Origin of the sequence: Bradyrhizobium iriomotense, assembly GCF_018130765.1 — a bacterium.
GTDB lineage: Bacteria > Pseudomonadota > Alphaproteobacteria > Rhizobiales > Xanthobacteraceae > Bradyrhizobium > Bradyrhizobium iriomotense_A.
In genome coordinates this window covers 120,717-146,450 of sequence record NZ_JAFCJZ010000009.1, presented here as the reverse complement: position 1 = coordinate 146,450, position 25,734 = coordinate 120,717, and the positions used below count along the sequence as shown (strand labels likewise).

Annotated in this window: 22 protein-coding genes and 1 riboswitch; of the genes, 4 read left to right on the top strand and 18 right to left on the bottom strand. The window is 64.4% G+C overall.

Annotated features, from left to right (window positions below; all coding sequences use genetic code 11):
* Positions 1-52: 52 nt before the first annotated feature.
* The 7 genes from JQ635_RS17570 to JQ635_RS17540 all read right to left on the bottom strand — a co-directional run bounded on the left by JQ635_RS17570 (position 53) and on the right by JQ635_RS17540 (position 10,133).
* Entirely contained in the window at positions 53-874 is an 822-nt protein-coding gene (locus JQ635_RS17570; protein ID WP_211411094.1) for a tetratricopeptide repeat protein, read from the bottom strand.
* A complete protein-coding gene (gene ilvD / locus JQ635_RS17565) occupies positions 861-2,585 on the bottom strand; it encodes a dihydroxy-acid dehydratase (RefSeq protein ID WP_211411093.1) in 1,725 nt (574 codons plus the stop codon). The genes JQ635_RS17570 and ilvD overlap by 14 nt, the downstream gene beginning before the upstream one ends.
* Positions 2,586-4,021: 1,436 nt before the next feature.
* Positions 4,022-4,600 (bottom strand): hypothetical protein, encoded by a 579-nt coding sequence (locus JQ635_RS17560; protein ID WP_211411092.1) that lies wholly within the window; start codon positions 4,598-4,600, stop codon positions 4,022-4,024.
* A 61-nt stretch (positions 4,601-4,661) separates the two neighbouring features.
* Positions 4,662-6,893, bottom strand: a complete 2,232-nt coding sequence (locus JQ635_RS17555; protein WP_211411091.1) for a TonB-dependent receptor — start codon at positions 6,891-6,893, stop codon at positions 4,662-4,664.
* A 113-nt stretch (positions 6,894-7,006) separates the two neighbouring features.
* Positions 7,007-7,203: riboswitch (cobalamin riboswitch) on the bottom strand.
* A gap of 524 nt (positions 7,204-7,727) precedes the next feature.
* Entirely contained in the window at positions 7,728-7,940 is a 213-nt protein-coding gene (locus JQ635_RS17550) for a hypothetical protein (protein WP_211411090.1), read from the bottom strand.
* A 152-nt stretch (positions 7,941-8,092) separates the two neighbouring features.
* On the bottom strand, positions 8,093-8,269 hold the full coding sequence (locus JQ635_RS17545) for a hypothetical protein (protein ID WP_183239034.1): 177 nt from the start codon (positions 8,267-8,269) through the stop codon (positions 8,093-8,095).
* 127 nt (positions 8,270-8,396) lie between these two features.
* Complete coding sequence (locus JQ635_RS17540) at positions 8,397-10,133, bottom strand: adenylate/guanylate cyclase domain-containing protein (protein ID WP_211411089.1); 1,737 nt, start codon at positions 10,131-10,133, stop codon at positions 8,397-8,399.
* 317 nt (positions 10,134-10,450) lie between these two features.
* Between JQ635_RS17540 and JQ635_RS17535 the strand changes: the two genes are divergently transcribed.
* On the top strand, positions 10,451-12,637 hold the full coding sequence (locus JQ635_RS17535; RefSeq protein ID WP_211411088.1) for a lytic transglycosylase domain-containing protein: 2,187 nt from the start codon (positions 10,451-10,453) through the stop codon (positions 12,635-12,637).
* 85 nt (positions 12,638-12,722) lie between these two features.
* On the opposite strand, the gene JQ635_RS17530 is transcribed toward JQ635_RS17535, so the two are convergent.
* The 3 genes from JQ635_RS17530 to JQ635_RS17520 form a co-directional block, all read right to left on the bottom strand.
* Positions 12,723-13,025: a hypothetical protein gene (locus JQ635_RS17530; protein ID WP_246583604.1), complete on the bottom strand. Its 303-nt coding sequence runs from the start codon at positions 13,023-13,025 to the stop codon at positions 12,723-12,725.
* Positions 13,026-13,092: 67 nt separating this feature from the next.
* Positions 13,093-13,281 (bottom strand): hypothetical protein, encoded by a 189-nt coding sequence (locus tag JQ635_RS17525; protein ID WP_211411209.1) that lies wholly within the window; start codon positions 13,279-13,281, stop codon positions 13,093-13,095.
* Positions 13,278-13,673, bottom strand: coding sequence for a hypothetical protein (locus tag JQ635_RS17520; protein WP_211411087.1), 396 nt, complete (start codon positions 13,671-13,673; stop codon positions 13,278-13,280). The genes JQ635_RS17525 and JQ635_RS17520 overlap by 4 nt, the downstream gene beginning before the upstream one ends.
* Positions 13,674-14,377: 704 nt before the next feature.
* Here JQ635_RS17520 and JQ635_RS17515 point away from each other — a divergent pair.
* From JQ635_RS17515 to JQ635_RS17505, 3 genes are all read left to right on the top strand, one after another.
* Positions 14,378-16,804, top strand: coding sequence for a PAS domain S-box protein (locus tag JQ635_RS17515; RefSeq protein WP_211411086.1), 2,427 nt, complete (start codon positions 14,378-14,380; stop codon positions 16,802-16,804).
* Positions 16,801-17,466 carry a response regulator transcription factor gene (locus JQ635_RS17510; protein WP_211411085.1) on the top strand — a complete coding sequence of 222 codons (666 nt, stop codon included), beginning with the start codon at positions 16,801-16,803 and terminating at the stop codon, positions 17,464-17,466. The genes JQ635_RS17515 and JQ635_RS17510 overlap by 4 nt, the downstream gene beginning before the upstream one ends.
* A gap of 87 nt (positions 17,467-17,553) precedes the next feature.
* A complete protein-coding gene (locus JQ635_RS17505; RefSeq protein ID WP_211411084.1) occupies positions 17,554-17,940 on the top strand; it encodes a response regulator transcription factor in 387 nt (128 codons plus the stop codon).
* A 66-nt stretch (positions 17,941-18,006) separates the two neighbouring features.
* On the opposite strand, the gene JQ635_RS17500 is transcribed toward JQ635_RS17505, so the two are convergent.
* The 8 genes from JQ635_RS17500 to JQ635_RS17465 all read right to left on the bottom strand — a co-directional run bounded on the left by JQ635_RS17500 (position 18,007) and on the right by JQ635_RS17465 (position 25,712).
* Positions 18,007-18,978: a tripartite tricarboxylate transporter substrate binding protein BugD gene (locus tag JQ635_RS17500; protein ID WP_211411083.1), complete on the bottom strand. Its 972-nt coding sequence runs from the start codon at positions 18,976-18,978 to the stop codon at positions 18,007-18,009.
* 126 nt (positions 18,979-19,104) lie between these two features.
* Positions 19,105-20,346, bottom strand: a complete 1,242-nt coding sequence (locus tag JQ635_RS17495) for a threonine synthase (protein WP_211411082.1) — start codon at positions 20,344-20,346, stop codon at positions 19,105-19,107.
* A gap of 129 nt (positions 20,347-20,475) precedes the next feature.
* Entirely contained in the window at positions 20,476-21,897 is a 1,422-nt protein-coding gene (lpdA, locus tag JQ635_RS17490; protein WP_211411081.1) for a dihydrolipoyl dehydrogenase, read from the bottom strand.
* A gap of 17 nt (positions 21,898-21,914) precedes the next feature.
* Complete coding sequence (locus JQ635_RS17485) at positions 21,915-22,148, bottom strand: hypothetical protein (protein ID WP_211411080.1); 234 nt, start codon at positions 22,146-22,148, stop codon at positions 21,915-21,917.
* An 8-nt stretch (positions 22,149-22,156) separates the two neighbouring features.
* On the bottom strand, positions 22,157-23,506 hold the full coding sequence (locus tag JQ635_RS17480; protein ID WP_211411079.1) for a pyruvate dehydrogenase complex dihydrolipoamide acetyltransferase: 1,350 nt from the start codon (positions 23,504-23,506) through the stop codon (positions 22,157-22,159).
* Between the two features lie 62 nt (positions 23,507-23,568).
* Positions 23,569-24,021, bottom strand: coding sequence for a nucleoside deaminase (locus JQ635_RS17475; protein ID WP_211411078.1), 453 nt, complete (start codon positions 24,019-24,021; stop codon positions 23,569-23,571).
* Positions 24,022-24,023: 2 nt separating this feature from the next.
* On the bottom strand, positions 24,024-24,326 hold the full coding sequence (locus JQ635_RS17470; protein WP_008547332.1) for a DUF5076 domain-containing protein: 303 nt from the start codon (positions 24,324-24,326) through the stop codon (positions 24,024-24,026).
* Between the two features lie 3 nt (positions 24,327-24,329).
* Entirely contained in the window at positions 24,330-25,712 is a 1,383-nt protein-coding gene (locus tag JQ635_RS17465) for a pyruvate dehydrogenase complex E1 component subunit beta (protein WP_211411077.1), read from the bottom strand.
* Positions 25,713-25,734: the final 22 nt, after the last annotated feature.

Below are 25,734 nucleotides of genomic sequence, written 5' to 3'. Positions count from 1 at the left end.
GATGGTGGGCACGCTGCGCTTTGCCCACCCTACGGCACTGGTGCTGCCGAGATTACTCCCTACGGCCCTGCACCCATTGTTCCAGCATTTGCAGGCACATGGCGCGGTCGTCGTCGGAGGCCTTGGCGAAAGCGCGGTTGTAGCTTTCCTTGATCCAGGTCTCCTCGGCACCGGCGCTGTCGCGCGCCAGCGTCAGCCACATCAGGCCGCGCGCGGCCTGCCGCGGCAGGCGGTCGCCGTTGAACAGCATCTGGCCGAGCAGCGCCTGCGCCTCGTGCTGGCCCTTCTGGGCGGCAAGGCCGAGCCAGCGGGCGCCGTAGCGGAAGTCCTCGCGCGAGGCGTCCGGCGTCTTCAGGTATAGCCGGGCGAGATCGTACTGGGCGTCCGCGTTGCCGAAATAGGAGGCCGCATAGGAGAACATCTCCCGCGCCCGCTCCGGGTCGGCCTTGATCTTCGAATTCGGGATGCCGCTCAGGTAGTAGCGGCCGAGCGCGACGAAGGCGTTGGCCACGACCTGTGCCTGCGGCGCCGACGGGCTGTCCTCGGCATGCGCGTTGGCGATCCGGCTGAAGTATTCGAAGGCGCGCACGTCGTCCTGGGCGACGCCGTCGCCATTGGCATACATGCGGCCGAGTTTCCACTGCGCAATGGGATGACCGCCCTCGGCGGCATATTGCAGGGCGCTGAGTGAGGTTTCCTGGGTCGCCGGCGGCACCTTGCTGCGCACCGCGCCCGCCGCGCCCGGCAGCGTGGTCACGACGGGGATGGTCGCGTCCTTCTGGTTGACCGGCGCGCCGTCAAAGGCGAGCGCAGGTGCGACCAGCGCACTGGCCCCCAACACAAACGCAACTATGGCACGCCTAGATGTCCGCATAGCACTGTTTCTCGTGCGCGCCGCCCGGATGGGTCACAGCCCCCCCGACCGCTGGTCCAACCTGTTGAGCATATTTCCAGAGCGCACCCGACGTGTGGTTAGTCGCGCGAGCGCTCCATTTGGTCTTGCGCTGGGCGAGCTCCTGGTCGCTCAATTTTACGTTAAGGGTACCCACGTCCGCATCGATCTCGATGATGTCGCCATCCTCGAGCAGCCCGATCGGGCCGCCGATGGCGGCCTCGGGCCCGACATGACCGATGCAGAAGCCGCGGGTGGCGCCGGAGAAGCGGCCATCGGTGATGAGCGCGATCTTGCCGCCCATGCCCTGCCCGGTCAGCGCCGCGGTGGTCTGGAGCATTTCCCGCATGCCGGGGCCGCCCTTGGGGCCCTCGTAGCGGATGACGATGACTTCGCCTTCCTTGTAGGTGCGGTTCTGAACAGCCTCGAACGCGTCCTCCTCCCGGTCAAAGCACCTGGCCGGACCGGTAAACTTGAGGTTGGACATTCCCGCGACTTTCACGATCGCACCTTCTGGCGCCAAATTGCCCTTCAGACCGACCACACCGCCAGTGACGGTGATGGGTTTGTCTGCCGGGTGCACCACGTCCTGGTGCGGATTCCACTTCACGCTTTTGAGGTTTTCGGCGATCGTTCGACCGGTGACCGTAATGCAGTCGCCGTGGAGAAATCCGTTGTCGAGCAGCGTCTTCATCAGAAGCGGTATGCCACCTACTTCAAACATGTCTTTGGCGACATAACGGCCGCCCGGCTTCAAATCCGCGACATATGGTGTCTTTTTGAAGATTTCGGCGACGTCGAATAAGTCAAACTTAATGCCCGCCTCATGGGCGATCGCCGGTAGATGCAGCGCAGCATTGGTCGAGCCGCCGGAGGCCGCGACGACGGCCGCCGCGTTTTCCAATGCCTTACGGGTGACGATGTCGCGCGGCCGGATGTTTTGGGCGATCAGGTCCATCACCTTCTCGCCCGCGGTCATGCAGAAGGCGTCGCGGATCTCATAGGGCGCCGGGGCACCGGCCGAGTAAGGCAGCGCCAGGCCGATCGCCTCGGAGACGGTCGCCATGGTGTTGGCGGTAAACTGCGCGCCACAGGCGCCCGCCGAGGGGCACGCCACGCGCTCGATCTCGTCGAGGTCCTCGTCCGACATGGCACCGACGGAATGCTTGCCGACGGCCTCGAACATGTCCTGCACGGTGACCTGTTGCCCGCGGAAGTTGCCGGGCAGGATCGAGCCGCCATAGATGAAGATCGAGGGCACGTTGAGGCGGACCATCGCCATCATCATGCCGGGCAGCGACTTGTCGCAGCCTGCCAAGCCCACGAGTGCATCATACGCGTGGCCGCGCACGGTCAGTTCGACGGAATCGGCAATGCATTCGCGCGACGGCAGCGAGGAGCGCATGCCGTCATGGCCCATGGCGATGCCGTCGGTCACGGTGATGGTGCAGAACTCGCGCGGCGTACCGCCGGCCGATGCGACGCCCTTCTTCACCGCCTGCGCCTGGCGCATCAAAGCGATGTTGCAGGGGGCGGCTTCATTCCAGCAGGAGGCGACGCCGACGAAGGGCTGGTGGATCTGCTCGGTGGTCAGACCCATGGCGTAGAAGTAGGACCGATGGGGCGCGCGCGCAGGGCCTTCCGTCACGTGACGGCTCGGCAGCCTCTGCTTGATGTTAGACTTCGCGTCCATCGCAACCAGTTTCCCCGGTCAACCCTTTCAGACCCGAAAAATCAGAGCCAAGATTTGAATCGACCTTGGGGATTTCCCGTCGTCTTCGCGGACCGCCGCTCCCGCTGAAAAACTTAGAGCGATTTTATTCATGTTCGGGTGTGGCCAAAAAGCGGCGGTGATGCGAACGGCTGGCGATGAGGGCTTAATCCGGAATAGGTGTTGCGCAGACAGCACAATCGTTACCGGGAAGACACGGAGATGGCTACTTGGATACCGCTACGAAGATGACGGTTTACAATCTGAGATTTTGTAGCAGGCACAGAACACGCGGCCTGGAACGACCGACGGGCACACCCACGAAGTGAGTCGCTGGCGCCCCTCGCGGAGCGAGGTGCATTGCTCGTGTCCCGGACAAGCCGCAACGCGTAAGGCGTTGCGGCGCAGAGCCGGGACCCAGGGCGGCGTGGCCCCGGCGGTTAGATGGGTCCCGGCTCTGCAGCGCACCGTCGCTCCGGACGATGCTTCGCATCGCCGGGATGACGCTGCGCGGGACACGAGAGCGAAGTGGGGCACACGCTCTCTCCAAGTCGTCATTGCGAAGCAATCAAGAATCTCTCCGCGGAAAGAGTCTGGATTGCTTCGCTGCGCTCGCAATGACGGAGCAAGAGGCAGCGTCACCATCCTCCAACTGCACACTTCAACTTGCAGACACACCTTCGCAGCCTCGCGGCTGATTTTCGCCCGAGCTTTGCTTCGTCTCTCCACCCTCAAGCCAAGAGGGCGCAGGGAAGGCCGGGTGCCGGCGGCACCCGCGGTCCGCTGCGCGAAAATGGTGCGCAAGGAGACCGCACAGCAGCATACAGGTGAAGCCCAACACACGGCCTTCCCTGCGCGATGGTTGGACGGCTTATGCCGTGCTCTCCCGGGAGCCGAGTTCGTTCTGGCCTCCCTCACCTTCGCGAATTGACGATGCCGTCTGCCCGGTTGGGCTCGCGCGCATCTTCGCGAAAGGCTTGACCGTAGCAACGACGGCCAGGACCACACGGTTTTGCCGTACGCGCGTTCGTTGGCACCACAGGGTTCGACGGCGTTGTGCACGTTGCCATCGAAATGTTGGCACGACGAACTCACAGCGCCGCTCATCCGCACGCGGTCACGAGCTCACAGGGACTACCCGCCCTGCCCGCTACCATTTCGTGCCGACGCTGCCGCGTCCACCGCAAGCCCGGCTCGCGTATCGTGACGACAACATGATCGCCCCTCCCGATGAGCCGGGATGGGCGATCACATACGACAAATCCGAATTTCGGTAAAGTGGAATATTTTTGGCGCGACGGGTTGACAGCCGGGCGACACAGCCCGGGTCCCGTAGCCCGGATGAGCGAAGCGATATCCGGGATATTGCGGGCGGATACCCGGGTGTCGCTTCGCTCACCCGGGCTACGAATGGCCGCTCAGGCCGACATCGCCTTGCGCCCGAACGGTGCGACCAGGCGGACGATCTCACAGACCGCGACGAGACCGGCGAGCCAGACGGCGCTGAGCAGCCCAAGCCGCGTCACGATAGCCGCAGTGAAAGCCGCCTCTCCGCCGAGAGCCGGCGTCGCGGCGAACAGCACGAGCTCATAGGCGGCATAGGCGGCGACGAGCGTGATCGCCAGCACCAGCGGCGTGCGCCCCTGCGGCAGCGCGCGGAGCACGGCGGACGATGTCGCGGTCGCAACCAGCGCAGCGGCACCGATCAAAAATCCCCAGGCGAGAGTGCTGCCATCGACCGGATAGTGCAGAACACCAAAACCGATGCTTTGGTTCACCAGCCATGCGCCGGTGACGACGAGCAGTGCCGGGCGTAGCGGCAGCATCGCGGCCGCGACGACGGCGAAGGCAGCAAACGGCGTCGCGCAGGCGAGCGCGAAGCTTGCGAGCGCACACGATGCCGTCAGCAGCGCAAGACAGAACATCGGCGCTAGGCGCGGCGCGACCGGGTGAAGCCGGAAGCGGTTGTCTTGAGACGGCAGGATGTCGAGAGCCATGGGTATCTCCTTCTTTTCCAACTCTAGTACATTCGGAAGCATGTGACAGCCCCATCGGGGATCAGAACGTGGCGCCGGCCTTGAGCAGATAGGTGCGACCTGGCAGCGGATAGGCGCTGAAGCGGCCGTCGGTGAAGGTGCTTGCGATCGCATAATCGTAGTAGAGCGTGTTCAGCACATTGTTGACGCTGAGGGACCAGAAATAGCGCTCATACTGGCCGCTGAGCTTGAGGTCGATTGTGCCGTTGGCAGGGATCGGCTTCTGGGTTCCCGCCTGGTCGTTGTCCATGCGCCGCTCGCTCCAGAAGCGCGCGGTGGCATCGAGCACAACATAGTTCTGCCAGATGTTCCAAGTGAAGCCCGCACTGGCGGTGTAGCGCGACACGAGCGGCACATCGTTGCCGGCCCAGACGCCTTCGCGGAACGTGGCCCGCGTATAGGCCATGCCGGAGCGCAGCAGCAGGGCGTCGTTGACGCGATAGGACAGGCTGGTCTCGGAGCCGTAGCGCCGGGTTGGATCGAGATTGGTGTTGTAGAAGAGGATCGGGTTGAAATGGATCTCGTTGGCGAGGTCCATCAGATAGAGGCTGCTCTGCAACTGCAGCCCGCCCCCTTTGATGCGCAGCCCGCCCTCGATGTCTTGCGAGGTCTGGGTCTTGAGCTGGAAGGTTTGCGGGATCGGAGCGAAGGTGAAGGGATCGAACGACGGCCCCGACGACACGCGCTCATCCACGTCGGGCGTGCGGAATGCGCGCGCCGCGCGGCCGAACAGCGAAACTATGTCGTTGAGGTGATGCTCCGCGCCGAGATGCAGCGCGTATTGAGTCTCATCGCTCCGAAGCGGGAGCGCGCCGATGTCGGTGTTGAACGGAGCCGCCGGGTCGAAATTGTCGCGCGCCGAGAGGCTGACGTTCTGCACGCGCGCGCCATAGGAGATGTCGGTCGTGGGCAGCACACCCAATGTATGCTGAAAATAGCCCGCAACCGTCTGCTGCCTGAGATCGTAATTGTGCCAGGGAGCGAGCCCCTGCCCGGCGCCGCGGTTCTGCTGAAAGCTCGCATCGTAATAGTCGATGCCGGTCAGGAGCTGCGACGGCATCCCCAGCAGCAGGCTCTTCACGCCGAGACGCGGCGTGATCGACCATGTCGTTAGACCGGCATCGACATAGGTCGACGTGAACAAGGCCGGGACAGGCGTCGGGCTGGAGAAGAACGCGCTCTGCTGCTTCCTGTCGCGCACGCCGCCGTCGACGATGAGATCGACGCCGTTGACCAGAGTCTTGGTGAAGCCCGCTGTTGCGCTAAACCCCTGCTGGTTGGCGTAGTTGAAAGGCGTGCTGGTGCCCTTCCGATTGGTTGCGAGTTCGTCGACGCCGATCGAGGGATCGACGGTGCGGCCGCCCGGCAGTCGCAGCTCCTGATTGTCGCCGGTGACGGTCAGGAAAGCGGTCAGGCCCGGCGTCGTGTAGTTCAGATTGCCGACGCCGTTCTCCTGGGAATAGCGATTGTTGTCGCGGTAGCCGTCGGTCTTGACGACATTGCCGTAGAACGAGGTCGACCACGGACCGGAATTGAGCGAGGTCGAGACGTTGCCAAGCCTGGTATTGAACGAGCCGAAGCCGGCCTCGATCCGCGCGGTCACGGGCGGCCCGCCGACGCCGTTCTTTGTGACGATGTTGATCACGCCACCGACCGCGTTGTCACCGTAGAGCACCGCGCCCGAATTGCCGCGCGTGATTTCGATGCGCTCGACCGAATTGAGCGGAATGGTGGAGAGGTCCACCTGCGCCATGTCGATATCGTTCAACCGCCGGCCGTTGACCAGCACCAGCGTGTTGGCGGTGGCAAACGCGCCGAAGCCGCGCAGGTCGACGCTGGTCTTCGCGGCCACCGGCCCGCCATAGAGCGTTGTGATCTGGGCGCCCGGAACTTGCGTCGCGATGATCTCGGCAAGGGTCTGCGACGGCGAATGCGCGATGTCCGCGGCCGTGATAACGGTCGTGGCGGCCCCGACAATGCCCCCGTTGCCGGCGGCGGCCGCACTGCCGGAGCCGGATGAGCCGGCGCCGGTCGGGGCGAAATTCGACGGCGGACGTCTCCTCACCGTATCGCCATCGCCCGTCGCCCTGGCGCGGGTGCGATTCTGATCGTCCGACTTGGTCACCTCGACCGGCGGCAGCTGTTCGATGGCAGCCTGCTGCGCCCGGGCGGCGGAGAGATCGAGCGAATGGAGGGAAATAGATGCGACAAGGCCGGCGCTGAGGCGCCTGGCGACAGAGACAATGCGGGACACAGTTGTAACCTCGGTATGACGTCAGTGGCACGTCACAGCGAACGAGGTTTCGCGCGGAGCGATGGATTGCTCCGGTGAAGCTAATGTCTGTACTCCCCGACCGACATCTTCGCGTGTGACCACGGCTGACGGCAGGTCTCCTGGCTCGCGGGTCGTTACCTTACGTCGCCTTCCCAGGACCGAGATTCCCAGTGGCATATGACGAAAGATTCACCGCTTACAGTTGCGGGGGCAGCCGTGGTTTTGGGAAAATCCCGCACCACGTTCCCTTTTGATCTCCGTGAGGAGAACCGTCACCGATCAATCTACGAGGCCATCGCAGGTTGAGTCAATCGACCGGTCGAACGATGGGCCCCAACGTCAGGCCAATGCGATCACGCCGGCTCTTTCTCCGCAGGCGTCCAAAACGGAAGCGAGCGATGTGCCGGGGCCGTCTACGTCCGGCCTCTCGGGCGCTGTGCCTGCGCCCAGGCCACGGCAACGTCGCGCGGCGGAGCGTCCATGCGTCGGATCGGTGTCAATTCGCCCGAGGCGGAGATGATCGCCGTCTCCTCGCGGCGGCAGCGCGAGCACACGAAGCGAACCTCATGCGGGGACGCCGACCAGCTGGAACGTTTCACATTGGCCGCCATCGGCCAGGCCTTGCATTTCGAGCACGACACCAGAAATCGCCCGGGATCGAGCATACCCATTCCATCGGCCTCCGCGGCCTGCCCGCTCCTTCAATGATTAACCCATGTGAATCGTTCCGGTGCCTTGGCACCGTCAGCCTCGTGCCGTGCGGAGTAAATGGACTGGCTGTTCCCGATCCGCCGGCCTCCGGCTTCGAACGGCTCAGTGCGCGCCCTTGAGGGTGCAGGAGGTGGTGCAGGTGACCGTGGTGCCGTGATCGCACGCCTTGCAGGCGGCAACGCACTGGTTCATGTCGCGCGCATTATACGAGCTGTAGTTCCGCATCGGGCAGGTCGAGGTCGACCCGGTGATGTCCTGCTCCTGGTTGCAGGCCGCCGTTGCGAGCGCGAGAACAAGGACTGCAAGAAGGCGCATGGGATTGCCCTGTAGGGAGCGGCAAGCGACGTTAGCGAGGTACGTTGCACCGCAACGGACCCCGGCATTCCCACCGCGAGCAACCGTGGAAGCCCGACGCTCGCATCCCCGAAGGATGCGCGTCAAAGATTAAAAACGGATTGCAGCTGACGTCAGGCCGCAGCTTTGGTCGCGATCGCCTGCCGCATGTCCACCGCGAGCTGGCGGTACTGTTCTGACAGTTTCAGATAGAATTCGCGCTTGGTGCTGTCGGTGGCGAGCTTGGCGATCAGCTCGCATTCGGCGGTGAGTGTCTCGAACCGTTCCAGCCTGTCCTCAAGTTCTGTCATCGGCGTGTCCCCATTCAAACGCCTCAAGGACAATCAACCTAAGCCTGGGAAATAGGTCACGGCGAACATCGTTATGAAGTAGAATCAATTTTCGTCGGCACAGGCGGCACGGCGACGTTGTGGCGGCTCATTTCTGCTCCAGCCGCCAAGCGCCGTCCCAGCCCGCCTCCGGCGGATTGGCCTCGAACTGCGCGATGCGATCGAGCAGCGCGCGCGCGGGACCGTCGCCGGGGACGGCTTCGAGCGCCGCGTTGAAGGCGCTACTAGCTTCGGCGAAACGGCAGCTGCGATAGGCGGCGAGACCTTCGGCATAATGCTTTCGCAGGCTCGCTTGCGCTTCGGTCAGCGCGCCTGCCCTGCCCAGCACCTCGAAGATCGCCTGCGGGACGTTCTGGCCGGCGACCGCGAGACGATCGATCTCGCGCAGCTCGAGCTGCGCGCCGATCGCATCCGCCGTCGCCTGCGCGATCAGGATGCGGGTGCCGTAGACCTTGTTGACGGCCTCGAGCCGCGAGGCGAGGTTCACCGCATCGCCCATCACGGTGAAGCTCATCATCAGCTCCGAGCCGATGCTGCCGGTCAGGACCTCGCCGGTGGCAATGCCGATCCGCAGGTCGCACGGCGCGGGCATGGCGCGGATGCCGAGCAGATCCGGCAGCTGCTTCTGCAGCGCGGGCACCTGGTCGGCCATCTCAATGGCGGCAAGGCCGGCGAGCAGCGCCGGTTCGTCCCCTTCGATGAAGGGAGGCCCCCAATAGGCCATGATGGCGTCGCCGATATATTTGTCGATGACGCCGCGATTGTTCCTGACCGGCGCCGACATCACCGTGAAATAGTGGTTCATCACCTTGACGAGGCCGCGCGGGGTCATGCCCTCGCTCATCGAGGTGAAGCCGCTCATGTCGCAGAACATGATGGTCATGACCCGGCGCTGGCCGTCGATGGCGACCTCCGGCCGGTCGATCAGGCCCTGCACCACCTTGGGATCGATGTAGCGGCCGAAGGTCTCGCGGATGCGCTCATTGTGCCTGAGCTGCTCGATCATGCGGTTGAAGGCCGCGGCGAGCTCGCCGATCTCGTCCTGGGTCGAGACCGTGATGGTCTTGTCGAAGCGCCCCGCCTCAACCTCGCGGGTGCCGGCGAGCAGCAGCCGCACCGGCCGCGTGATGCCGCTGGAGACGAGAAGCGCAAAGGCAAAGCCGAGGACCGCGGCGAGCAGGGTCACGACACCCGAGATGATGATCGCCTGACGCTGATGGCTGATCACCTGCGAGGTCGAGGCGAAGACCTGCTTGAGCATGTCGGCACGGATGCCGTCGATCTTCTGGTTGAACTGGTCGCGGACGGCGTCGATGTGCTCCAGCGTGCCGCGCGCCTCCGCCATCTGCTTGGCATCGACCTGCTTGAGAAGCTTTGCATGGTCCTCGTTCATGTCGCGGCGCAGCTCGCTGACGGCGGTCTCGATGCGCGTCTCGATCCGCGCCAGCGCCGCGTTGTCGGACGGCGTCCTGGTGTCGTCGATGATCGCAGTGATCAGCTGGCGTGCGCGCTCGGCCTCCTCCTCGATCCTGCGGTCCGCTTCCTCGAACTCGCGCAGGCGCGCCGCGTAGGCCTCCTCGTCCGAGGACGCCTGCATCTTCATCATGATCATCCGCCGCAGCGCCACCGATCGCTCCAACGAGCGGATGTTGGCGCGCGCCAGATCGCCATAGGCCGGGATGTAGCGGTTGGTCAGCTCGTCCAGGAGGACGCCGACCTGGCTCGACATCACCATCGACAGGATCGAGGTGACCAGCATCAGGACGATGAGTCCGAGGGCGATGCCGACGATCTTGCGCCGGATCGACTGGTTGAAAATCGGCATAGGTGCGGAGCAAATGCTGAAAGGACGGTTCGGAACTCAATACACCGGATTTGGCGGCGGGAACACGCGCAATCTGGCCAGTGTGACGCTCCAAACCATGCACAACCGTCGCGCGAGCCCAAATCGTTAACAAAGGTTAAAGCGCCTGTCCTTTTCTCCTTTGCGGAAGTTCCCTCGCCTCATCCGTATTTTGCCGCATTGTTGCGACAGCGTGAGAAATGCGAAACGATGCCGTGGCATCGTTTGGTGTCTTTGATTCTCAAGCCGCATACGATCGCGGACCTTGGTTTGTAGTGGTTTCGCAGGGGGACCATCCAATGAACCAGTGCCTACGCTCGCTCGCGTGTGTCGTTGCCGTGGCCGCACTGGCCCTCCTTCCGTCGGAGCTGGCGGCGAAGAGCAGTCACAAATCGTCTGCGTCCAAAAAGACGCATGAGGCGAAAGCCGGCAAGCAGCGCCATGCCGCGGCGAAGTCACGGCACGGCAAGCATGCCGAGGCCAAACGCAAGTCGAAGAAGCAGGACGACGAGCCCGCGGACAAGCCGGCCGCCCCGCCGCTCACCGGCGATCTCGCCGCGCTGAAGGACGCGATCGATCTCGCGCGCAAGGGCAAGACCGACGATGCGGGCGCGGCGCGCGACCGCATCGCCGACCCCGCCGGGCAGAAGCTCGCCGACTGGTTCATGCTGCGCCATTCCGAGAGCACTGCGAATTTCAAGCGCTACGCCGGCTTCCTCACCGCCAACCCGGACTGGCCGAGCAGCGCACTGTTGCGCCGTCGCGCCGAGGCCCGGCTGTGGCAGGAAAAGGCCGACGCCGCCACCGTGCACAAATTCACGATGGACCACCCGACCAGCGCCAAGGGCAAGTTCGCGCTCGCCCGCGTGCTGCTCACGGAAGGCGAGAGCGACAGGGCCGCGCGTCTGGTGCGCGAGGCCTGGCGCACCGACGAATTGTCCGAGCGCAGCGAGGAGGATTCCTACGAGGCGTTCCGCGATCTGCTGAACGCCGACGACCATCGCGCGCGCATGGACAAGCGGCTCGGCGCCAAGGACTACGCCGGCGCAAGGCGCGCGGCCAAACGGCTCGGCGAGGATGCGCTCGCAATCGTCAAGGCCTGTGCCGCGGTCACGGGCAAGGCGAACAAGGCCAAGGACTATCTCGACGATGTCTCAGCCGAGGCGCGCCGCGATCTCGGCTATGTGCTGTGCCGCGCGCAGTGGCATCTCCAGAAAGACCGCATCGACGATGCGGCCGAGGTGATCCTCGCAGCCGCGCCCGACACGATGGCGGCGCAGGACACCGACGCCTGGTGGCGCGAGCGCCGCCTGCTGGCGCGCAAGCTGCTCGACCAGGACAAGTTCAAGACCGCTTACGACGTAGTGCGCACCGCGGCGGTGCCCGAGAAGGAAGTCTACCGCGTCGATTATCACTTCATGTGCGGCTGGATTGCGCTGCGCTACCTCAACGATCCCAGGACGGCGATGGTGCATTTCGCCGCGATCGACGAAGGCTCGGCCAATCCGATCGCGCTGTCGCGCGCGCATTACTGGCGTGGCCGCGCAGCGGAAGCCATGGGCGCGACCGCCGACGCCCGCATGAGCTACAAGGCCGCGGCGCGCTACTCGACCGCCTATTACGGCCAGCTCGCCCGCGCCAAGCTCGGGCTCGACCGCATCGAGCTGCGTGCGCCCTCGCCTGTTCTGGCTTCTGCCGACACCCTTCCTGCCGACGAGCGCGTGCGCGCCGCCGACATGCTGTACGGGATCGGCGAGCGCGACACCGTGTTCTATTACGCCGAGGATTTTGCCAAGGAGAGCACCGACGTCGCAGCGCTCGAAGCGCTCGGCGAGCTCGCCGGCCGGCGCAACGATGCGCGCGTGATGCTGGAGGTCGGCAAGTCGGCGCTGGCGCGCGGGCTCGCGCTCGACCATTACGCCTTCCCGACCATCGGCATCCCCGAGCACAAGCAGCTCGCCCCGCCGATCGAGACCAGCGTAATCTACTCGGTGGCGCGCACCGAGAGCTCGTTCGACCAGCGCGACAAGTCGCCCGCCAATGCGGTCGGGCTGATGCAGGTGACGCCGGAAGCCGGCCGCGACACCGCAAAGCGCTTCGGCTTGACCTATGATTGGGACAGGATGGTCTCCGATCCCGTCTACAACACGCAGATGGGCGCGGCCGAGCTCAGTGCGCTGCTGTCGGAATATCGCGGCAACCAGATTATGACCTTCGCCGGCTACAATGCCGGCCGTGGCCGGGTGCGGGAATGGGTGCAGGCGCGCGGCGACCCCAGGGATGCCAATGTCGATCCGGTCGACTGGGTCGAGCGCATCCCGCTGTCGGAGACGCGCAATTACGTACAGCGCGTGATGGAGAACGTGCTGGTCTACCGCGCACGGTTCGAGGGCAGCGGCATGATCGCCGGCAAGAGCGACCAGCGCGTGGTGACGCAAGACGCGAGCGCGGCACCAACGGTATCGGCCGCAGCCCCATCGCCGTAGCCTCGCGACCGCCGGGGCTGGACGCGGCGCGAGGCTGGACAATGGTGACTGCGGCCGACGATTCTGCGCGGCCTGCGTCGTGCAGCTAGCCGTCACCTCCTTCCAGGGTCAGAAGGTCGTACCCGCGCAGATATGCCTCGCCCAGTGAGCGCGACAGCGCGCCCATCTGAATCATCCAGCTCCAGCTCGCGATAGCCGTCAGCACCGCGACCGCCTCGAGCGAGCTGCGGTAGGGCCACAGCATGTCCGTGGCCGTCTGCCGACGATAGCAATCGTAGTCGCAATAGCGCTCTTGCTTCGACACATGCCGGACGTAACTCGAACCCAGCGGCCGGTCGCATGCGCTGCAGGCGGCGTCGTGGCAGGGATGTTCCTGATTGACGAGCATGAATCTCAATGCCGTGTCCTCTCCTGCCGATGGAATGTCCGCTGATGCGTCCCTCTGGCCTGTCTGCTCAGGATGCCGCGCGCGTACGCCCCTCGATCAACCGCGCCGTCTCCTGGTGAATCGCGTAGCATTCGTAGCCGCAGTAGGGCAGCAGCGTCCTGGCATCGCGCAGATAGCCCCCCTCGATCTCCTCGCAGCACCACAGGCACGACGTCTTGCGAAACGGGGTTCTGCCGTTCACCAATATGAATCTCACGTGGCACCTCCCAGCGCGAAGCAGTAGACCGTGTCGACCAGAGAGGCGGACGGCGGCGGCGCGCAGATATGGTTGCGGCCGTCGGGATTGTCTCTGTTGCGCTCGACCTTCTGGGACGGGATCAGGATGTATTTCCCGTCTTCCCGGCGCCGCGCATAGATCCTGCCTTCGGCGTAGCGTATCTCGGTCGGGTAGCAATCCGCATTGTTGCAGCAGCTCAAAATCGGATTGTCCGGCATGCGCCAGCCCGAATAGAATTTCTCGTGCAGCAGCTGATCCTGAGGCGGATGGTGACGATGCGAACCATCCCGTCCGGCTTCCTCGGCCTTCACGCCCGCCAGCAGCGGAAGCGGCAGCGTGATCGCCAACAGGAGCTTGCAGCCACGGTTCAATTCACAGCCTCCGAACGAAGAAATGACCTGACGGGCTAGGTGCGGCGGCCGATCCTCATGCCGCCTGGCACTGGAACAGCCAGCTGCGGTCGCGTTCGCGACGCGCCCTGAACCGGTCGAGGCATTTCCTTGAGCAGAGCGGCGTCCGCCAGGAGTAGTATCGGATCAGGCCAAACTTGCCGGCACAGACGGCACAGCCTTTGGACTCGGAACGGCGCTCGGAATACTCGGGGCTATCGCACATCATCCTCTCCTCTTGACCTCTTTGGGTCCTGGCGTCCTCGTGCGCAAAGGCAGGGGTCGTCACGGAAAATGCGGCTTCTCAATCGTGACCGGCTATTCATCCGGCTAGTCAGGGCGGCGGACGCAGAGCCTGGCTCTTTGGAGGCAACACGCCGAACTTTTCGGCAATTCGTGCTCCGCAATCGTCTCCCCTCGATTGGCTGCAAGACTAGGCTCCGTGCAACGCACCGCTCAATTGTACGGAGGTAAATGCGCGCTAGAACTAGGGTTGTGCGAGCTATACGTAGGTTTGTGCCGTAGTTTTCCGGGCCTCCCCGCCCGCGCAACGAGACGGCGCAACGCGCGCAAGCTGCACGGCAATCGGGAATTTTGCCGGGAATCCGACTTTCGTCGCAGGGAATTGCCCCTGTTATGCCAAAGTGCTCTACTCGCCTCGACGCTGGCGAGCCGGGACGCTTGCGATGATGCCTGGCCAGATCACGAAAATCGGGAGTTCGGCCGCACAATTCCTGCTCGGCGGCCTTGCGGCGCTTCGATCATTCGGCAACGGCGAGAAGGACGGGCGTGCGGTCGCAGACGCTGCGCGGCAGAACACCGATCTGCGTGACGCCATGAAGCAATGGCGCGAGGTGTTCGAGCACAATCCGGTCATGTACTTCATGGTCGATCCGGCCGGAACGGTGCTCAACGTCAATACGTTCGGCGCCGCACAACTGGGCTACACGACGGACGAGCTGATCGGCCAATCCGTGCTGAACGTCTTCTTCGAGGAGGACCACGACTTCGTTCGTCAATGCGTCGCCTTGTGCCTTACGACCTTGGACCAGTCGCACACCTGGGAGATTCGCAAGTTCCGGAAGGACGGGTCGGTGCTCTGGGTCCGTGAAAACGCCAAGGCGATGCTGCGCGGCGACGGCACGCCGATCCTGCTGGTCGCCTGCGAGAACATTACCCAGCGCAAGGAGACGGAGGATGCGCTGCGGCAGAGCGAGGCCTATCTCGCCCAGGCTCAGGAATTGAGCCACACCGGCAGCTTCGGCTTGAACCTCGCGACCGGCGAAGCGGTCTGGTCGAGGGAGACCTTCCGCATCTTCCAATGCGACCCGGCGGCGAAGCCGACCCTGAGATTCGTCTTTCAGCGCATCCATCCGGAAGACCGCGATACGGTCCGCAGCACCCTTGATCGGGCCTACCGCCTGGCGGAGGATTTCGACCACGAATACCGCCTGCTGATGCCCGATGGATCGGTCAAATATCTCCATTCCGTGGCACGCGCGGTTCGACATCCGTCCGGGCGCATCGAATTCGTCGGGGCGGTGACCGATGTCACGATTGCAAAGGAAGCGGAAGAGAGGCTGCGTCGCAGCGAAGCCTATTTGAGCGAAGCCCAACGCCTCAGCCATACGAGCAGCTGGGCCTGGGACATTCATCGCCAGGAGTTCGCCTACCGATCGGCTGAACTCTACCGTCTGTTCGGGTTTGAGCCGGACCAGATCGATGTCCCCGCCCGAGCATTTCAGCAACGTATCCTGCCGGAGGACTTTCAGCGGATTGTCGAGATGGAACGCGAAGCTATCAGGCAGAAGCAGCCCTTCCAAATCGACTTCCGGATCGTGCGCCCCGACGGTTCGATCAGGCGCGTCCATAGCGAGGGACATCCCGTGATCGGCCACGATGGCGAGGTGATAGAAATCATCGGCACGCACGTAGACGTCACCGAGCAGCTGGCGGCAAAGGATGCGCTGCATAAGGCGTTCGACGAGCTCAAGGCATCCGAGCAGCGATTCCGCGACTATGCCGAAACCGCATCGGATTGGTTCTGGGAGACCGGGCCGGACCACCGCATCACGCGGATATCGGAACATTCCGATACGTCCAGCGCTCCGCCGACGGGCTTGATCGGCCTGACCCGTTGGGACATCCCACCCGATGCCGAGTTCGAGCCGGAGAAATGGGAGCAGCACCGCGCGGCGCTCGATGCCCATGTCCCGTTCCGCGATCTGATCTACCGCAGCAGGGATCGCAACGGATCTCCAATCTACGTGCGCACCAGCGGCAAGCCCCTTCATGATGCGCAAGGCAATTTTCTCGGCTATCGCGGCGTCAGCAGCGACATCACGGCGGCGATCCGCGTCGAGCAAGCGGAAGAGGCGCTGCGCAAGGCGCAAGGCGAGCTCGCCCATGTCACGCGCGTCACGACGCTCGGCGAGCTGACCACGTCGATCGCCCACGAAATCACCCAGCCTCTGGCCGCGGTGATCTCCAATGCGGACGCCTGCATCGCCTGGCTCGACCGCGAACCGGCGGATCTGAAGGCCGCGCGCCGTTCCGCTGAATGGATTGTCGAGGACGCCAATCGGGCGAGCGAGGTGATCCGCCGGATCAGGGCGCTTGCGAAGAAGACCGAGATCGAAGTCGTCCCGCTCGACATCAACCAGGTCGTCAGGGAGGCAGTGGCGCTCGTTCGGCGCGAACTCGCGACCCATGCGGTGTCGGTGCGAATGGAGTTGGCATCCGACCTGCCCCGGATCTGCGGTGACCGGATCCAGCTCCAGCAAGTGCTGATCAACCTGGTGATGAACGGCATCGAAGCCATGCTGGGCAATGTCGACCGCCCGCGCGAACTGGCGATCCGCTCGTACCGGGCGGACGACGACGACCGCCTGCTCCTCACCGTGACGGACCGCGGCGTCGGCCTCGGCAAGGACGTCAAGGAGCGCATATTCACTCCCTTCTTCACGACGAAATCGAGCGGCCTGGGAATGGGACTGTCGATCTGCCGGTCGATCATCGAGGCCCACGCGGGCCGGCTTTCGGCCTTTCAAAACGAGGGGCGCGGTGCAACATTCCAGATCGCCCTGCCCTTGCCACACAAGGACACGTCGTGACTGACCATGCCAAGCAGACCGAGGCGAGCGCCGGCGAACCGATCGTCCTGATCGTCGATGATGATCCCTCGATGCGCCGTGCGCTCACCAATCTCTTTCAATCGGTCGGTCTCAAGGTCCAAGCCTTCAGTTCGGCGGCTGAGATCATGGAAGCCAAGCCGCCTGCGGTCCCCAGTTGCCTCGTGCTCGACATCCGCCTGCCGGGCTCGAGCGGCCTCGACCTCCAGGCCGACCTCGCCAAGGCCAATATTCACACGCCCATCATCTTCATCACCGGCCATGGCGATATCCCCATGACCGTCAGAGCCATGAAAAGCGGTGCCGTCGATTTCCTGACCAAGCCGGTGCGCGACCAGGACATGCTGGATGCGGTGCAGGCGGCGATCGAACGAGATCGCAAGCGGCGCGATGCCGAGAAGTCGATCTCGGGTGTGCGATCCCGTTTCGAGGGGCTGACGGCACGCGAGCGCGACGTCCTCGCCCTGGTTGCATCCGGGCTGATGAACAAGCAGGTCGCCGCCGAGCTTGGATTGGCCGAGATCACCGTGAAGATCTATCGCGGGCAGATCATGCGGAAGATGGGGGCGAAGTCGTTGGCCGATCTTGTCAGGATGACGGACGCGCTCGGAATCCCGCGCAACAGGGGTCACCTGCAAACCTAAGTATGCTTTCCAAGCTCGCTCCGGTGGCCCACCTTCCCTGAAGCGGCTGAACCGCGGCCGGCGGCTCCCCGTTCAGGAGCGATCATCTTGTCAGTGCCTTCGATCATTTCCGTCATTGATGATGATGCCTCGGTTCGCCTTGCGACGAACAACCTCCTGACGTCGCGCGGATACACGGTCTACACCTTTGGCTCGGCTCACGAATTTCTCCAATCCGCCGAACTGGAGACGACCTCCTGCGTGATCGCGGATGTGCAGATGTCGGCCATGAGCGGCATCGAGCTGTTGGCGCATCTGCGCGGCCTCGGGCGCATTACGCCCTTCATCTTCATGACGGCTTTTCCGGACGAGGCCGTGCGCGACCGCGCGCTGAAGGCCGGCGCGATCGGCTTTCTCGCCAAGCCGTTTTCAACACGAGCCCTGATCGAGTGCCTGGAGACGGCACTTTCGGACGCCGGTGGCGCCACGATGTGATGCGGCGGCGCCGCGTCCCGCCGGTCCTCAGGGCAAGCCCTGCGCGCTGCGGCCAAAGCGAAGCACTCACTCCACCTTGATGTTGGCCGCCTTGATGATCGGCCACCACTTTGCGATCTCGGCCTTTTGCTGCGCACCGAGCGCCTCCGGGGTGAGCTGGTCCTGCGGCGTCATCTCCAGGCCCTGGCTTTCGAGCTGCTTCTTCACGGCGGGATCGTTCAGTGCCTCCACAGCCGCGGCATTGAGCTTCGTCACAATCGCCTTCGGCGTGCCCTTCGGCACCCACATTCCCGACCACAGCGTCATGTTGAAGCCTTTCAGGCCCGCCTCCTCCGCGGTCGGAATATCGGGCGCGGACGCGAGGCGCTTGTTGTCGGTGATGGCGTAGGCGCGGATGGTGCCGGCGCGGACCTGGTTGATGGAGTTGGAGGTCTGGTCGACGATGATATCGATCTGGCCGGCGATCAGATCGTTCAGCGCAGGCGCAGTGCCGCGATACGGGACGTATTGCAGCTTGATGCCGGACACGCTCTCGAAATAGACGCCCGCGATGTGGCTGCCGGAGCCTGCACCGGCGGTGCCGGCGGTCGGCGGCGACGGCCGCGACTTCAGCCATTCGATCAGCTCTTTCAGCGAGGCCGCGGGTACCGCGTTCTTGCTGACCACGATCATCGGGTTGCTCGGCAGCAGCACCACGGGTTCGAGATCGGCGACGAGATCGTAGCTGAGCTTGTAGACGGCGCCGTTGGCGACGTGAGTGCCGAGATGACCGAAGGAGATGGTGTAGCCATCGGGCGGCGATTGCACGGCGCGGCCGACGCCGATCGAGCCGCCTGCGCCGGTGACGTTCTCGATCACCAGGGGCTGGCCGAGTGAGGTCCGCATCCGCTCGGCGAGCACGCGCGCCATCGCGTCCGAGGGACCGCCGGCTGCGAAGGGAACGACGATGGTGATGGGGCGCGAGGGATAGTCGTCGGCGCGCGCGGCGCCTGCAAGAGCGAGAAGACCGATCAGTCCGGCCCAGACGGCCTTCTTCATTGTGTTCTCCCCAGCGATGTCGTTGTTATTTTTATGCCCTCCCGCGTACGGGAAGAGGGATCGGTCGTGAAGAGACGAAATGACGCGCCGGAGCGCGATAGTCGCGCTCCGGCTGTCTGGTCTTGCTTAGAACTGCGAGTAGTCGATCGGCTTGTGGCGATCGAGCGTGCGGGTGACCGGCGGCAGCGGATATTTCAGGCCGGTGGCGCAATTGAACAGCATCACGCGGTCACCCTTCGAGACGCGGCCGTCGGCAAGGCTCTCCTTGTAGGCGGCGTAGGTCGCAGCGCCCTCCGGGCACAGCAGCAGCCCCTCCTCGCGCGCGACCTCGTTCAGGGCCGCCGAGATCTTGTCGTCATCGACCGCGATCGCAAAGCCCTTGCTCTCGCGCACCGCGCGCAGAATGAGAAAATCGCCGATCGCCTGCGGCACGCGGATGCCCGACGCAATGGTGTGGGCGTCCTCCCAACGCGTTGCGTGCTCGGTGCCGGCCTCGTAGGCACGCACCATCGGCGCGCAGCCCGAGGCCTGCACCGCGACCATGCGCGGGCGCTTTGAGCCGATGAACCCGATCTTCTCGAGCTCGTCGAACGCCTTCCACATGCCGATCAGGCCGGTGCCGCCGCCGGTCGGGTAGAAGATCACGTCGGGCACGTCCCAGCCAAGCTGCTCGGCGAGCTCAAGGCCCATCGTCTTCTTGCCCTCGATGCGATACGGCTCCTTCAGCGTCGAGGTGTCGAACCAGCCGACTTTCGCCTTGCCCTCGCCGACGATCTTGCCGCAATCGTCGATATAGCCGTTGACGCGGTAGACGGTCGCGCCCTGCAGCTCGATCTCGCTGACGTTCACTTCCGGCGTATCGGCCGGGCAGAAGATCGTGGTCTTGATGCCGCAGCTCGTCGCATAGGCCGCCAGCGCCGCGCCGGCATTGCCGTTGGTCGGCATCGCCATGTGCTTGATGCCGAGCGCCTTGCCCATCGACACCGCCATCACCAGGCCGCGCGCCTTGAACGAGCCGGTCGGCAGGCGCCCCTCGTCCTTCACGATGATCTCGCCGCCGCCGAGCTTCTTGCCGAGCTTGGGCAGCCGGATCAGCGGCGTCGTGGCTTCGCCGAGCGAGACGATGTCCTTGCATTTGCGCACCGGCAGCAGCTCGCGGTAGCGCCACATGTCGCCGGGGCGATTGCTGAGCGCGTCCTTGGTCAGCGCCTTCTTCACACCGGCGAGGTCGTAACGCACCAAGAGCGGCTTGCCGGCCTTGGAGAGGTTGTGGACCTGATCGGCCGCGTAATGGTCGCCCTCCATCGCGCATTCGAGATGGGTGACGAAGGTCGGGCGTTCGATGGTGAGGTTGTCGTTGTCGTGCATGGCTTCTTTCTTCTTGCTTATGCCAGTGATCTCTATCGTCCGTCTTTCCGGGGCGATGCGAAGCATCGAACCCGGAATCTCGAGATTCCGGGTTCGCCTCTTCGAGGCGCCCCGGAATGACGTGTGCCCTCAGATATTCAGCACCCGTCCATACGCATCCAGCACGGCTTCCTTCATCATCTCCGACAGGGTCGGATGCGGGAAGACCGTGTGCATCAGCTCTTCTTCCGTGGTCTCCAGGTTCATGGCGACAACGTAACCTTGGATCAGCTCGGTCACTTCCGCGCCGACCATGTGGGCGCCGAGGAGCTGGCCGGTCTTCTTGTCGAAGATCACCTTGACGAGGCCCTGGTCCTCGCCGAGCGCGATCGCCTTGCCGTTGCCGACGAAGGGGAAGCGGCCGACGCGGATCTCGCGGCCGTTCTCCTTGGCCTTGGCTTCGGTGAGGCCCACGGAAGCGACCTGCGGATGGCAGTAGGTGCAGCCCGGGATCATGTTCTTGTCCATGGCGTGCGGATGCAGACCCTTGATCGCCTCGACGCAGATCACACCCTCATGCTCGGCCTTGTGCGCCAGCATCGGGGGACCGGAGACGTCGCCGATGGCGTAGATGCCGGGCACGTTGGTCTTGCCGTAACCGTCGATGACGATGCAGCCGCGGTCGGTCTTGACCCCGAGCTTTTCCAGGCCGAGATTTTCGATGTTGCCGACGACGCCGACCGCCGAGATCACGCGCTCGAACTCCGTCGTCACAGGCTTGCCCTTGCCGTCGTCGATGGTGGCGACGACGCTGTCGGCCTTCTTGTCGAGCTTGGTGACCTTGGTCGAGGACATGATCTTCATGCCCATCTTCTCGAAGCGCTTGCGCGCAAGGCCCGCGATCTCGGCGTCCTCGACCGGGAGGATCTGCGGCAGCACCTCGACCACGGTCACGTCCGAGCCCATGGTGTGGAAGAACGAGGCGAACTCGATGCCGATCGCGCCGGAGCCGACGACGAGCAGCGACTTCGGAATCCGGTCCGGCACCATCGCCTCGAAATAGGTCCAGACCAGCTTCTTGTCGGGCTCGAGACCCGGCAGCACGCGCGGGCGCGCGCCGGTCGCGATGATGATGTGCTTGGCCTGGTAGGTCCCCTCGCCCAGCGTACCCTTGGGTCCCTCGACGTCGGACTTCTTCACGGTGATCTTGCCGGGGGCGTCAATCGAGGCTGCGCCCCAGATCACGCTGACCTTGTTCTTCTTCATCAGGAAGCCGACGCCGTCGTTGAGCCGCTTCGAGACACCGCGCGAGCGCTGCACCACGGCCTTCGGATCGAACGAGACCTTCTCCGCCGACAGGCCGTAATCCTTGGCGTGCTGCATGTAGTGGTAGATCTCGGCCGAGCGCAGCAGCGCCTTGGTCGGAATGCAACCCCAGTTCAGGCAGATGCCGCCGAGATAGGATTTCTCGACGATCGCAACCTTGAAGCCGAGCTGGGCGGCGCGGATCGCGGTGACATAGCCGCCGGGACCGGAGCCGATGATAATGATGTCGAAGGATGTATCGGCCATGTCGGCTCCCATTCAACTCAAGCGGTCGTTGCGCCGCGGGCGCGGCGTTTGAATATGTAGGCTCTGATCAGCCATTCGATGAGAATGACCGCCGCCATGATGGCGAAGATGGTGAGTGCGATCGGCGCCCAGATGTTGCGCGACAGCGCCTCGCCGGCAAAGAAGGCTGACTCAATGATCTCGCGGCCGAGCGGGCTGAGCGTAAGGATCAGCGAAACCAGCATCGAGATCCAGGGCCAGCGCGTCGTCATGCGCCATCTCAGACCATCATCATGACGGGGTTTTCGATGAGCTGCTTGAACGCACCGATCAGCTCGGCGCCGAGCGCGCCGTCGATGGCGCGGTGATCGCAGGACAAGGTTACGCTCATCATGTGCGCGATCTCGATCTTGCCGCCGCGCACCACGGGACGCTCCTCGCTGGTGCCGACCGCGAGGATCGTCGCATGCGGCGGGTTGATCACCGCGGTGAAGTGGCTGATGCCGTACATGCCGAGGTTGGACACGGCGGTGGTGCCGCCCTGGTACTCCTCGGGCTTCAGCTTGCGCGAGCGGGCGCGGGCGGCAAAGTCCTTCATCTCGTTGGAGATGGTCGAGAGCGTCTTGGTCTCGGCCTTGCGGATGATCGGCGTAATCAGGCCGCCCGGCATCGCCACGGCAACGCCGACGTCGGAATGGTGGTGCTTGACCATGCCGCTTTCGGTCCAGCTGACATTGCAGTTCGGGATCTTCTGCAGCGCCACCGCCATCGCCTTGATGACGAAATCGTTGACCGAGATCTTGTAGAGCGGCTTCTTCTCCTTGTCCTTCGGCGCGGCGGCGTTGATCTCCTCGCGCGCGGCGAGCAGCTTGCCGATGTCGCAGTCGATGGTGAGGTAGAAGTGCGGGACGTTCTGGATCGACGCGGTCAGGCGCTGCGCGATGGTGCGACGCATACCGTCATGCGGGACGATGTCGTAGGAGCCCGGCTCGAACAGCGACAGGATCTGCTTGTCCGACATGGTCGGCGCGATCGCGGGCGCACCTGACGGCGCCGCGGCGGGCGCCTTGAGGCCCTTGCCGGACTTGGCCTGCTCGACGTCGCGAGCCACCACGCGGCCGTGCGGGCCGGTGCCCGTGACCATCGACACGTCGATGCCGGCATCCTTGGCCAGACGACGCGCCAGCGGCGATGAGAACACGCGGCCGCCATGGCCGTTGCTCTGCGCGGCAGGTGCTGCCTGCGGCGCAGGTGCGGCGGCGGGCGGTGCCGCCTTGGGCGCGGCCGGCGCAGGTGCGGGAGCCGGCGCAGCAGCGGGAGCTTCAGCAGCTTTCGGAGGCGCGGCCGAAGCGCTGGGCTTGGCGCTACCAGCGGCCTTCACGTCCTCGCCCTCGCCGGCGAGCACGGCGATCACGTCGTTGACCGGGACATCCTGCGTGCCCTCGGGCACCAGGATCTTGGCGATCGTGCCCTCGTCGATGGCTTCGACCTCCATGGTCGCCTTGTCGGTCTCGATCTCGGCGATGACGTCGCCGGATTTGACCTTGTCGCCTTCCTTCTTCAGCCATTTGGCGAGGTTGCCCTTCTCCATCGTCGGCGAGAGAGCGGGCATCAGGATGTTGATGGGCATGCTGACCTCAAGAAGAACTTTGCAAAACGTCGTCTCCGACAGCGGAGACGAACTGACCAGGTTTAGTTGCCGATGTCGCCCTGCCACAGGCGCTCATTGGCAGGGATGGAACGCCAATTCTTCATCATGGTGATGGAGCGGTCGTCGGCAAGATCGATCCAGGAGATGCCGAACTTGTCGAGGATGTCCTTGGAGCCCGGGAAGGTGACGGACTCCCCGATCACCACCAGCTTGACCTTGAACAGCGCGAGCGCGCCGGCGCACATCGAGCAAGGCGACAGCGTGGTGTACATGACGGTGTCGTGGAACGTGATCGCGCCGGCCTCGCGCAGGCAGCTCATCTCGCCGTGCAGGATGACATTGTTCTCCTGCACGCGGTTGTTGTGGCCGCGGGCGATGATCTTGTTGTCGCGCGTCAGCACGGCGCCGATCGGCAGGCCGCCCTGCGCGATCGAGGTTTCCGCCTCGCGGATCGCCTCCAGCATGAAATCGAAGTGATAGGATTCGATCGCCACTTTCAGTGTCCCTTCCCGCGCGGCGTCGTGGTGCCGGTGTCCGTGGGACGCTCGATCTCGGCCTGGAACATGTCGAGGATCCGGTTCAGCGCGTCCTCCTCGGTATATTCGCTCTCGCGCGCATAGGCGCGCGCGGCGTGGCGGGCGAGATCGACGAGCAGCAGGCCCCACATGTCGGGTTCCTCGAAGGCGCGCTGGAACGCCATCGACAGCCCGCCATCCAGCACGAACACGCGCAGGATCTCGACCGCGTCGTCGCGGGTCATGACGTCGGGCGGCAGAGGCTGCTCCTTGGGGCCCGCCATGGTCTACCTGTAGCAGACGGCTTTGGCGGCCTCGACGACTTCCGCCGCCGAAGGCAGCGCGAGCTTCTCCAGGTTGGCGGCATAGGGCATCGGCACGTCCTTGCCGGAGACGCGCGCGACCGGCGCGTCCAGATAGTCGAACGCGTTCTCCATGATGCGGGCGGCGATCTCGGCGCCGACGCCGCTCTGGGCCCAGCCCTCTTCCACCGTGACGGCGCGGCCGGTCTTCTTGACGGAATTGACGATGGTCTCGGTGTCCATCGGACGCAGCGTGCGCAAATCGATCACCTCGGCCTCGATGCCGTCCTTGGCGAGCTCGTCGGCGGCCTTCAGCGCATAGGTCATGCCGTTCGACCACGAGATGAGAGTGACGTGGCTGCCGGAACGCACGATGCGCGCCTTGCCGATCGGAACGATGAAGTCGTCGAGCTTGGGCACTTCGCCGGTGTGGCCGTAGAGCACCTCGTTCTCGAGGAAGATCACCGGATTGGGATCGCGGATCGCGGCCTTGAGCAGGCCCTTGTAGTCGGCGGCCGAGAACGGCGCGACGACCTTGAGGCCCGGGATGTTCGAGTACCAGGCCGAGTAGTCCTGGCTGTGCTGGGCGGCGACGCGCGCGGCGGCGCCGTTCGGCCCGCGGAACACGATCGAGCAGCCCATCTGCCCGCCGGACATGTAGAGCGTCTTGGCCGCCGAGTTGATGATCTGGTCGATCGCCTGCATGGCGAAGTTGAAGGTCATGAACTCGACGATCGGCTTCAAGCCGGTCATGGCGGCACCGACGCCGACGCCGGCAAAGCCGTGCTCAGTGATCGGGGTGTCGATGACGCGCTTGGCGCCGAACTCCTGGAGCAACCCTTGCGTGACCTTGTAGGCGCCCTGATATTCGGCGACCTCTTCGCCCATCACGAAGACATCCGCGTCGCGGCGCATCTCTTCGGCCATGGCGTCGCGCAGCGCTTCGCGGATGGTCTGCGTCACCATCTCGGTGCCCGCGGGCACTTCAGGATCGGGTTCGGCGACAGCTTGCGGCGCAGGCGCAGCCTTGGGCGCGGGTGCCTCGGCCTTTGCGGCGGCAGGCGGCGCCGACTCCGCAGCCTTCGCGGCCGGTGCAGGTGCTTTGGCGAGATCGGCCGCGCTTTCACCATCCGCCAGAATGGTCGCGATCGGCGTGTTCACCGCAACGTCGGCGGTGCCCTCGGGGATCAGGATCTTGCCGAGCGTGCCCTCGTCGGTCGCCTCGACCTCCATGGTCGCCTTGTCGGTCTCGATCTCGGCGATCACGTCGCCCGACTTGATCGTCTCGCCCTCTTTTTTCAGCCACTTGGCGAGGTTGCCCTTTTCCATCGTGGGCGACAACGCGGGCATCAGCACTTGAATTGGCATATCGACTCCAAAAGAAAGCTTG

Coding starts and splice junctions, on each gene's coding strand:
- JQ635_RS17570 (WP_211411094.1), bottom strand. CDS start 874: ATGCGGACATCTAGGCGTGCCATAGTTGCGTTTGTGTTGGGGGCCAGT.
- ilvD (WP_211411093.1), bottom strand. CDS start 2,585: ATGGACGCGAAGTCTAACATCAAGCAGAGGCTGCCGAGCCGTCACGTG.
- JQ635_RS17560 (WP_211411092.1), bottom strand. CDS start 4,600: ATGGCTCTCGACATCCTGCCGTCTCAAGACAACCGCTTCCGGCTTCAC.
- JQ635_RS17550 (WP_211411090.1), bottom strand. CDS start 7,940: ATGCGCCTTCTTGCAGTCCTTGTTCTCGCGCTCGCAACGGCGGCCTGC.
- JQ635_RS17545 (WP_183239034.1), bottom strand. CDS start 8,269: ATGACAGAACTTGAGGACAGGCTGGAACGGTTCGAGACACTCACCGCC.
- JQ635_RS17540 (WP_211411089.1), bottom strand. CDS start 10,133: ATGCCGATTTTCAACCAGTCGATCCGGCGCAAGATCGTCGGCATCGCC.
- JQ635_RS17535 (WP_211411088.1), top strand. CDS start 10,451: ATGAACCAGTGCCTACGCTCGCTCGCGTGTGTCGTTGCCGTGGCCGCA.
- JQ635_RS17530 (WP_246583604.1), bottom strand. CDS start 13,025: ATGCTCGTCAATCAGGAACATCCCTGCCACGACGCCGCCTGCAGCGCA.
- JQ635_RS17515 (WP_211411086.1), top strand. CDS start 14,378: ATGATGCCTGGCCAGATCACGAAAATCGGGAGTTCGGCCGCACAATTC.
- JQ635_RS17500 (WP_211411083.1), bottom strand. CDS start 18,978: ATGAAGAAGGCCGTCTGGGCCGGACTGATCGGTCTTCTCGCTCTTGCA.
- JQ635_RS17495 (WP_211411082.1), bottom strand. CDS start 20,346: ATGCACGACAACGACAACCTCACCATCGAACGCCCGACCTTCGTCACC.
- lpdA (WP_211411081.1), bottom strand. CDS start 21,897: ATGGCCGATACATCCTTCGACATCATTATCATCGGCTCCGGTCCCGGC.
- JQ635_RS17485 (WP_211411080.1), bottom strand. CDS start 22,148: ATGACGACGCGCTGGCCCTGGATCTCGATGCTGGTTTCGCTGATCCTT.
- JQ635_RS17480 (WP_211411079.1), bottom strand. CDS start 23,506: ATGCCCATCAACATCCTGATGCCCGCTCTCTCGCCGACGATGGAGAAG.
- JQ635_RS17470 (WP_008547332.1), bottom strand. CDS start 24,326: ATGGCGGGCCCCAAGGAGCAGCCTCTGCCGCCCGACGTCATGACCCGC.
- JQ635_RS17465 (WP_211411077.1), bottom strand. CDS start 25,712: ATGCCAATTCAAGTGCTGATGCCCGCGTTGTCGCCCACGATGGAAAAG.